The 7825-nt window shown below is 63.1% G+C and carries 5 protein-coding genes and 1 pseudogene; 3 read left to right on the plus strand and 3 right to left on the minus strand.

Annotated features, from left to right (window positions below):
- Positions 1-52: 52 nt before the first annotated feature.
- A complete protein-coding gene (locus tag ASC87_RS19915; protein ID WP_056666197.1) occupies positions 53-2332 on the plus strand; it encodes an aminotransferase class V-fold PLP-dependent enzyme in 2280 nt (759 codons plus the stop codon).
- Between the two features lie 183 nt (positions 2333-2515).
- Here the strand turns inward: ASC87_RS19915 and ASC87_RS19920 are convergent, their stop codons facing one another.
- Positions 2516-3544, minus strand: a complete 1029-nt coding sequence (locus ASC87_RS19920) for a hypothetical protein (RefSeq protein ID WP_200954432.1) — start codon at positions 3542-3544, stop codon at positions 2516-2518.
- 147 nt (positions 3545-3691) lie between these two features.
- On the opposite strand from ASC87_RS19920, the gene ASC87_RS32020 reads away from it, so the two are divergent.
- Positions 3692-4471 carry a hypothetical protein gene (locus ASC87_RS32020; RefSeq protein ID WP_157604153.1) on the plus strand — a complete coding sequence of 260 codons (780 nt, stop codon included), beginning with the start codon at positions 3692-3694 and terminating at the stop codon, positions 4469-4471.
- Between the two features lie 37 nt (positions 4472-4508).
- Here ASC87_RS32020 and ASC87_RS19930 read toward each other — a convergent pair.
- Together ASC87_RS19930 and ASC87_RS19935 are read right to left on the minus strand one after the other, a co-directional pair.
- Positions 4509-4889: pseudogene (locus tag ASC87_RS19930) on the minus strand (ANTAR domain-containing response regulator); the annotation flags it as partial.
- Positions 4890-5355: 466 nt separating this feature from the next.
- Positions 5356-6381 carry an aldo/keto reductase gene (locus tag ASC87_RS19935; protein WP_200954434.1) on the minus strand — a complete coding sequence of 342 codons (1026 nt, stop codon included), beginning with the start codon at positions 6379-6381 and terminating at the stop codon, positions 5356-5358.
- Positions 6382-6466: 85 nt separating this feature from the next.
- On the opposite strand from ASC87_RS19935, the gene ASC87_RS19940 reads away from it, so the two are divergent.
- Positions 6467-7348, plus strand: coding sequence for a LysR family transcriptional regulator (locus ASC87_RS19940; protein WP_056666210.1), 882 nt, complete (start codon positions 6467-6469; stop codon positions 7346-7348).
- The last annotated feature ends 477 nt before the right edge of the window (positions 7349-7825 follow it).

Here is a 7825-nt window from a genome sequence, read left to right on the forward strand (position 1 = left end):
ATCGAGTCTACAACGCAAACCTTTTCCGCGGCCGGGTTCCCAGAATTCAGGCATGGAAATTTACCTGGACTCCAACGCCACGACCCGCGTTCTGCCCGCGGCGCAGCGGGCAGCCCTGGCCGTCATGACCGACGATTTCGGCAATCCCAGCAGCACCCACAGCGCAGGTTTGCGGTCACGGGCCGTTCTCGACAGTGTGCGGGCGACGGCCCGGCGTGTGATGGGCGCCTCACGAGGGCGGCTCCTCTTTACCAGTGGTGCGACCGAAGGCATTCACACGGCGGTGCTGTCCGCACTGACCTCGCTGCGGCATCGTTTCGCGGACGCTGGTGAGCGTCCGCGCCTGCTGCTCTACGGGGCCACAGAACACAAGGCGGTGCCGGAAGCGCTTCAGCATTGGAACGATCTGCTCGGCACTCACCTTGAACTCCTGGCCATCCCCGTGGGCCCGGATGGCCGTCACGACCTGCGCTGGCTGCGGGCGCACGCGAACCAGGCGGCCCTGGTCTGCACCATGGCTGCGAACAACGAAACCGGGGTCATCAGCGACCTGGACGGCATCGCCCGAGCGCTGCAAGGAAGCCCGGCGCTCTGGCTGGTGGACAGCGTGCAGGCACTGGGGAAGTTGCCGCTACGCCTGGATGACCTGCCCATCGACTATGCCCCTTGCTCGGGGCACAAGCTGTTCGCGCCAAAGGGCGTCGGCCTCCTCTATGTGCGCGACGGCGCGCCACTGACGCCCGTGTTCACAGGGGGTGGGCAAGAGGAGGGGCTGCGGGCGGGCACCGAGAACATGGCAGGCATCGCTGCGCTGGGCGCTGTTCTGTCCGCGATCGAGGAGGGCACCGTCTTCCAACCTTCGTCGATGCTCGCGGCCTTTCGCAGCCAGCTTGTTGACGCGTTGAGGGAGGCCTTCCCGGAACTCGAACTGAATGCGCCGCTGGACTGCAGCTTGCCGACCACGCTGAACTTCTCGGTGCCAGGCCTGAGCTCCAAGCTCCTGCTGGACCTCTTCGACTCGGCAGGCCTGCGTGTCAGTGGCGGCTCGGCTTGTGGCGCATCGAAGGCACTGCCAAGCTACGTGCTGGAGGCCATGGGGCTGCCCGAGTGGCAAACCGCCTCGGCGGTGCGCCTGTCGTTTGACGCCAGCGCCAACAGCGGGATGATCCACGAAGCCTGCATCCGCATCTGGACCTGCGGAGAATCCCTGCGCTCGAACTGCTTGACCTCCGAGCCGAGCGAAAACCTGACGCCGCCTGAGTTGGTGACTCGCTTCTACGTCGATGGGGCTTGTTGCTACCTTGTTGCCGACCCGGCCAGTCGGCGCTGCGTGGTGATCGATCCGCTGCCCGAACTGACGGCGCAACTCGCGCAGTGGTTCAGGTGCCGCGGCTACATCCTGGCCGCGGTTCTGGACACGCACAGCCACGGCGACCATGCGTCGTCAGCACACGCGCTGCGCAACGCCTTGTCTCCGTTGCAGAGGGAGCCTGACGACTGCGACCCCTTGGGTTGGCCAGTGGGGTCGGAAGCCATTGCCCTGGGCCAACATCGGCTGACGCGCCTGGCCATTCCCGGGCACACGAAGGACTCGACGGCCTACTTGCTGCATCGAGGCCCGACCCTGTCGTTCGCCTTCGTGGGCGACACGGTGATGCCGGGGGCACTGGGCCGCAGCGACTTCGCGCAAAGCGCGCCGCTGGCGTTTGTGAACTCGCTCCGCAAGCTCGAACAAGCGGTCGGTCCGGACTTGCTGCTGCTGCCTGGCCACGACTACGACAACCGCTTTGCCTGCACACTTCGCACCGAAAGAATTGCACAGCCTCTCCTCGCTCGCGCGCTGACGCAGCAGACGGATCCGCGCGAATTCGCCGTCGCGAAAGCCGACCTGGAACGAGACATTGCTGCCACCGCGTACCAGACGATGGCTTGTGGTGCTCGTGTCGACAAGTGCGACAAGGAGGCGTCCGTTGAACTGAATCGGCACGGATTCGAGAAACTCCTGGCTGAGGGAAAGCGCCCGTTGCTCGTCGACGTGCGCGAAGCCTTCGAGCAGAGGTGGTTCGGCCTGGTGCCCGAGTTCAACGTGCAGGTGCCATGCCAGGCGGCGCCTGCCTCGACGATCGTCAATCTATTTCAAAGCTGGCTGGCGCAACCGGAGACGCCGGTGGTCTTCTTCTGTCGCTCCGGCAATCGCAGCGCAAAAGCCGCCCGCGCGTTGCGCCGCCTTGGGGCCTCGCAGGCGTGGAGCATCGAGGGTGGCTTGGCGCTGTGGCCGGAGGTGACGTCAGACGTGGCAGCAGGCTCAGCCGTGGCAATGGCGTTGGAATGAGTGTCATGGCGATGGCCGACATGTTCGGACTGGGGCGGGCTGGTATGACGCTGGTGTTGACGGGCGCAGATCGGCACCCAGTTCGACCAGAGCCTTGACCTCAAGGTGCCCGCCGCCAGGGCTTGCGAAAGAGCGGCCGAGCATGGGCCGTGCTGACGCGCGTTGCGCTGGCCATTCGTCATGTCAGTTGGCAAAGTGCAGTACCGTGATGCCCGCTTCCTGCGCGACGGCCAGGCGTCGACCATGCGCGTCCCGAGCCATTGGCGGGACGGGCGATGTCCCTCGCACGATGCTGCTGGTTTGTGTGCCGGTCTGGAGATGAGGCCAGCTCTGAACCACCAGGCCGGTACGCAAGTCGACCAAGCTAGGATGCTCATGAAGCGCCAGGACGTGATCGTTTCCAACCGGCATCATGCTTCCGATCTGCTGGGCAGTGGGGACCGCCGCGAGCAACGTCACCGTGTCCAGATCAAAGAGTCGCAGTTCTCCGCCCTTGATGGCTTCGCCCTCCTCGTCCTCGATGCCGTTCAGCGCGACAAGAAGACGCCCATCTGGCAGAAACACGGCGCTACTCTCCTCTGCCCACGCGTCGATGCGCAAGCCACCTTGATCCAGTTGAGTTGAGTCGACGAGGGCGGTCGCAAGGTCGTAGACGTTCACGGCATCCACTGGATGCCAAATCCATCCGGCGCTCAGCAGGTAACGGCCGCTTGGAGATGCTGCGAGCCTTGAATGAAAGAAGTCCGCTGCCTTCGGCCCACTCGACTTGGCGAGAATCTCTCCGGTCGCAAGGTCTTCGATCTGCAGCCGGCAGTACTCGTCTGGGCAATGCGCCAGAACCGCGCGGCCCGAAGGCAGGCGAAACATCGCAATCGGGTACTCAAACGCATTCGCCTGGTAGTAGCTGCGATTGATCTCTCGGATGATCTCGCCGCCTCTCAGGACGAGGCCTTTGGTTCCAAGGTTCGCGTAGATGGCTGCGTAGCCACTGCCTGCCAATGAGACTGCGGCATCAAATGGGTAGGCGTAGTACACATGCCGTGAAATCACCTCCCCTGTCATGCGATAGCGTTGGCCTCCACTGACCCAGTCAACCAACTCGTCACCGTCCCATACCAGGGACTGGACTCGTTCAGCAGGGATGCAAGATTCGATGCAATTGAACATGTTCTTTTCGGATCGCCGCGGCCAGGAGCGCAGCAGTGCTTTCATCATTTCAGGCGTGCCCCTCCCTTCGACCACTCATATCATTCCGCTTCTCCTCCGTCATCGCACGGCGGCGGGAAGACCTACACGATGCTGCCGCCTATCCTGATGCGATCTCGGGCGTCAAACCCGCTTTCTCACAGGAGGATTCAGATGAAAAGCAAGTTCACATGGCCTGGCGCCGTAGTTGCGGTCTTCACTGGGCTTTTCGCGTTGCTCCACGACTGGAGGGACGGGCCCTCGAGCACTCCGGAGCCGATGGCACAAGCTCAGGGTAGCCAACCGATCACTGCCACGGGGCAAAACAGTCGCGCGCAGGGGAACATCAGCGGAAACTCCCTCGGTAGCGGGTCTTCGCTGGTCGCCGGCGACATTAACAATTTCGGGACCTCACAAACGTTCAACGGTCCGACGCATGTAACGGCGGCCTCTGACGTGAAGCCGTCCAACCCTGCGGACATCGCCGCAAGAAGGCAGCTCCCTGGAACGTACTTGACTGACTATGTACAGCCCGGCTCCGCTGGTTCCATGCGAGTTCAAGGACGAACCCGGTTCTTGCCCAACGGCAGCTTTGAGTTCAACGGAACAACGGAGGTGGAGGCCTCAGTTGCAAACGAGCCGGGCACCCGCAAGCAGCTGCGCGCAGCGTACAACGTAGCATCATCAGGAAAGTGGGAAATCATCGACAGCCACCTGCTGGTACAACATGTCGGCATGCGCTCGACGCTGCAAAACCTCGAGATTGACGGTTCCCCATACGACCTCGGGCAAGCGCAGAAGCTTGGCTTTCGAATGCCTCGCCTCGAAGACGAAATCCCTGCGGGCAAGCCGGACGACTACGCTCTGATCGCCCTCGATGCAAAGCAGATGACTCTGCAAAGTCAGACGCCAAGCGGCAAAGTTTTCTCGGTTCGTTCAGTACGTGTGCCCTGAGAGAAGAGCATTGCCACTCTTCATGCTGCGTTCGGGGTCAGGCCCCACGCGGCCGCCCCAGGCCCAGCTTGTCCATGGCCTCCTGGGCCTCGATCAACATCCCCGCCACCTCGCCCACAGTGACGCGCATGCTGGTGGCACGCGAGCGCATGTGCTCGTACGACTTGGCCTCCGTCATGCCCTGGTGGTCCACGAGAAGGCGGATGGCCTTCTCCACTTGGCGGCGGGACTTCATGGTGGCATCGAGCATGTCGATCTTGCTCTGCAGCCGTTCCTGGTATCCCTGTGAGGACCGCGCCAGCACCAGGGTGCTCAGGATGCCTGAGGAGCGGAATGGCTTGGTGATGACGCCGTGCGCATGCGTGTCGAGCAGCAGCTTCAGCGTGGTGGGGCTTTCGTAGTCGGACAGCGCGACGAGCGGCCCTCGGGGTCAGATCTTGCGTGATCTTGCGGGCCCACGAATCAAACTTCGCGTCACAGACTGAGGTAGGTCTCAGCTCCCCAGAATGCAGCCTCTGACTGCAGGGCTGGTTGGAATGTCGGGGTCTTCGGTGGGTCCCCCCAAGCACCCTTCGAGCAACTCGCTGCGATTCGACGCTGCGTGGCATCGACCGCCTTTGTGCAGGATCTCCCCGGGGGCACGCTCGGAAGGGTCTGGGCGGGCACCGCAGCGAATCAGCGAGCGCTTGAGGAATGCTCGGTCCTCGGACATGGCGGCGCCCGTGAGCTATGAGGCCCGGGCCGACATGCCTGTGCCTGCATCGCGCATCACGCGCGCCGTGCTCTCGCCCATCCACAGGCTGCCCACCGAGGGCTTCAAGGAGGTTTGGCGTAGCCGGCGGTCGTCCCTCTGCGTCCCGCTGTCTCGACAGACTGCTTCGCCTTCAACAAACGGACTCCGGCACATTCGTGCCCGTACCCTCAGGCAGCACCTGAGTGATGTCTTCCAGTTCCTCTGAACTCAAGCGAAATTCCGCCGCACGAATCAGGCTGTCTACTTGCTGGGGGCGCCGCGCACCGACGATGGCGCCGGTGACAGCGGACTGCCGAAGTGCCCAGGCAATCGCCACGGCGGCGGGTGCAAGACCGTGCTGCGCGCCGATTCGACGGAAGACTTCAACCAATGCCAGATTGCGGCTTAGCCGAGGCTCTTGGAAGTCGGGGCTGCGGGTCTTGCGCCAATCGTCGTCGGGCAGGTTCGCGATGCGCTCGCGAGTCATTGCGCCCGAAAGCAACCCGGACTGCAGCGTGGAGTAGGCGATGACGCCGATACCTGACTGCTGGCAGAACGGCAGGATGTCCTCTTCGACCTCACGCATCAGCGCCGAGTATGGGGGCTGCAACGAGGCGATTCTGGTGATCGCCTGGGCGCGCTCAAGCTGGGAAACATTGAAGTTGGAAACACCGATCGCGCGGATCTTGCCCTGCTCGCGAGCCCTCTCGAGCGTCGCAAGTGCCGCTTCAATGCCTTCGTCTGGCCCCCCGGGAGGGAACGACGGCCAATGGAGTTGGTAGAGGTCGATCGTGTCAATGTTGAGACGGCACAGGCTGTCCTCGATCTCCCGCAGCAGCGACACCGGGTCCAACGAGTGAGTGATGCGCCCTGTTTCGCGATTCCAGACCAAGCTGCCTTTCGTGAACACCAGTGGCCGACGCGACCGCGGCACTCGGCGCAGCAGCTCGCCGACGACGGTCTCAGCATGTCCCAGCCCGTAGACCGCCGCAGTATCAATCCAGTTCACCCCCAGCTCGGTCGCGCGTTCGAGCGCGGCGAGGCTGTCCGCGTCATCCTGCGAGCCCCAACCAAATTCCCAACCGGGGCCTGCGATCGCCCAAGTGCCTAGCCCGATTGGAGAGATCGAAAAGCCGGCGCTGCCAAGTGGTCGTTGATGCATGGTCTGCCCTTTCATTCATGAGATGGCAACGAGTGTGTCCCGTCGAACGGGTTTCGATAAGCCGAGCTATGCTTCATGAACTACTGAGCGCCAGTCATCAATGAACCTCGATCTTCACGACTTGGCTGCATTCGCGGCAGTGGCTCGCTATCGCAGCTTTCGAAAGGCTGCTATCGAACGCGGCGTGTCGGCCTCGGCGCTCAGCCATTCGCTTCGTGGTCTAGAAGAGCGGTTGGGGTTACGTCTCCTCAACCGCACTACCCGAAGCGTGACACCGACCGAGGCCGGTCAACGTCTACTCGCCCGTCTCGACCCGGCGCTGCAAGAGGTGGCGGAGGCGCTGGCTGACCTGACGGCTCTGCAGTCGACCCCCACGGGAACCTTGCGACTGAACGTGCCACGCCCGGCAGCAAGAGTCTTGCTTGGCCCCATCCTTGCAAAGTTCGCCGTTGCACATCCGAGAGCACAAATCGAGGTTGTGACCGATGACAAGCTCATCGACATCGTGGGTGAGGGATTCGACGCCGGCATCCGTTTCGGCGAGCAGTTGGCGCGCGACATGGTTGCTGTGCCCATCGGACCGCCTCAACGATTCGTGGTGGTGGCGTCTCCAACCTACATCGCGAGGAAAGGACTCCCTCTGGAGCCTCGCGAGCTGCTCGCTCATTCGTGCATCTGTCGGCGCTTTCCCAGCGGGGCCGTCTACGCGTGGGAATTCCAGGCAAAGGGCCAGCCGCTTCGTCTGGCGGTCACCGGTTCATTGGTACTCGACGATGATCTGCTCATGATCGAGGCAGCGCGCGGAGGCGCCGGGTTCGCGTACGTCTACGAAGAGATGGTTCGCGAAGACCTCTCCACTGGCCGGCTAAGCCTCGCACTCGAATCATGGAGCGCACTCCCAAGCCGGTTCTTCGTTTACTACCCCAGTCGTCAGCGACTTCCGCCAGTGATGAGAGCGTTCGTTGATTTCATCTCGACGTAGCAGCGCAAGGTGGTTCACGCCGCGGTGCCGCGATTCAGCAGACCGGTACCTGCGACATCGTCCGCAGGCGGCACAGGGCCGAGTTCAGGGCGACGGTCGTCGAAGAGTGCCTGCTGCCCGGCGCCTGCGTCGCTGTAGGGGCCCCGGCGGCCCTTGGGGTCGAGTCTTGCGTTTTGCGCCGCCCATCAAAATCAGCGAGATGCCGCAGCCATCTTCGAAGCCTCCGATCTTCGGGTCCCACGAATCTAACTGCACGTCACAGACTGGGGTAGGTCACAGCCCCCCACATGCAGTTTCTGCCTGCACGGCTGGTTGGAATGTCGGGGTATTTAGTGGGTCAGGCAAATCGCAAGACTTGACCCCAAGCACCGCGCGTTGGCGGCGCAAGTTCGTTCACACCACGGACAGCCGGCACAAGCTGCCTGTGGCCGGCAACGTGCTGAATCGCCGCTTCAGCCCGGCGCGGCCCAACGAGGC

The sequence above is a fragment of the Rhizobacter sp. Root1221 genome (genome assembly GCF_001425785.1).
In the GTDB taxonomy this organism is placed as follows: Bacteria; Pseudomonadota; Gammaproteobacteria; order Burkholderiales; family Burkholderiaceae_C; genus Rhizobacter.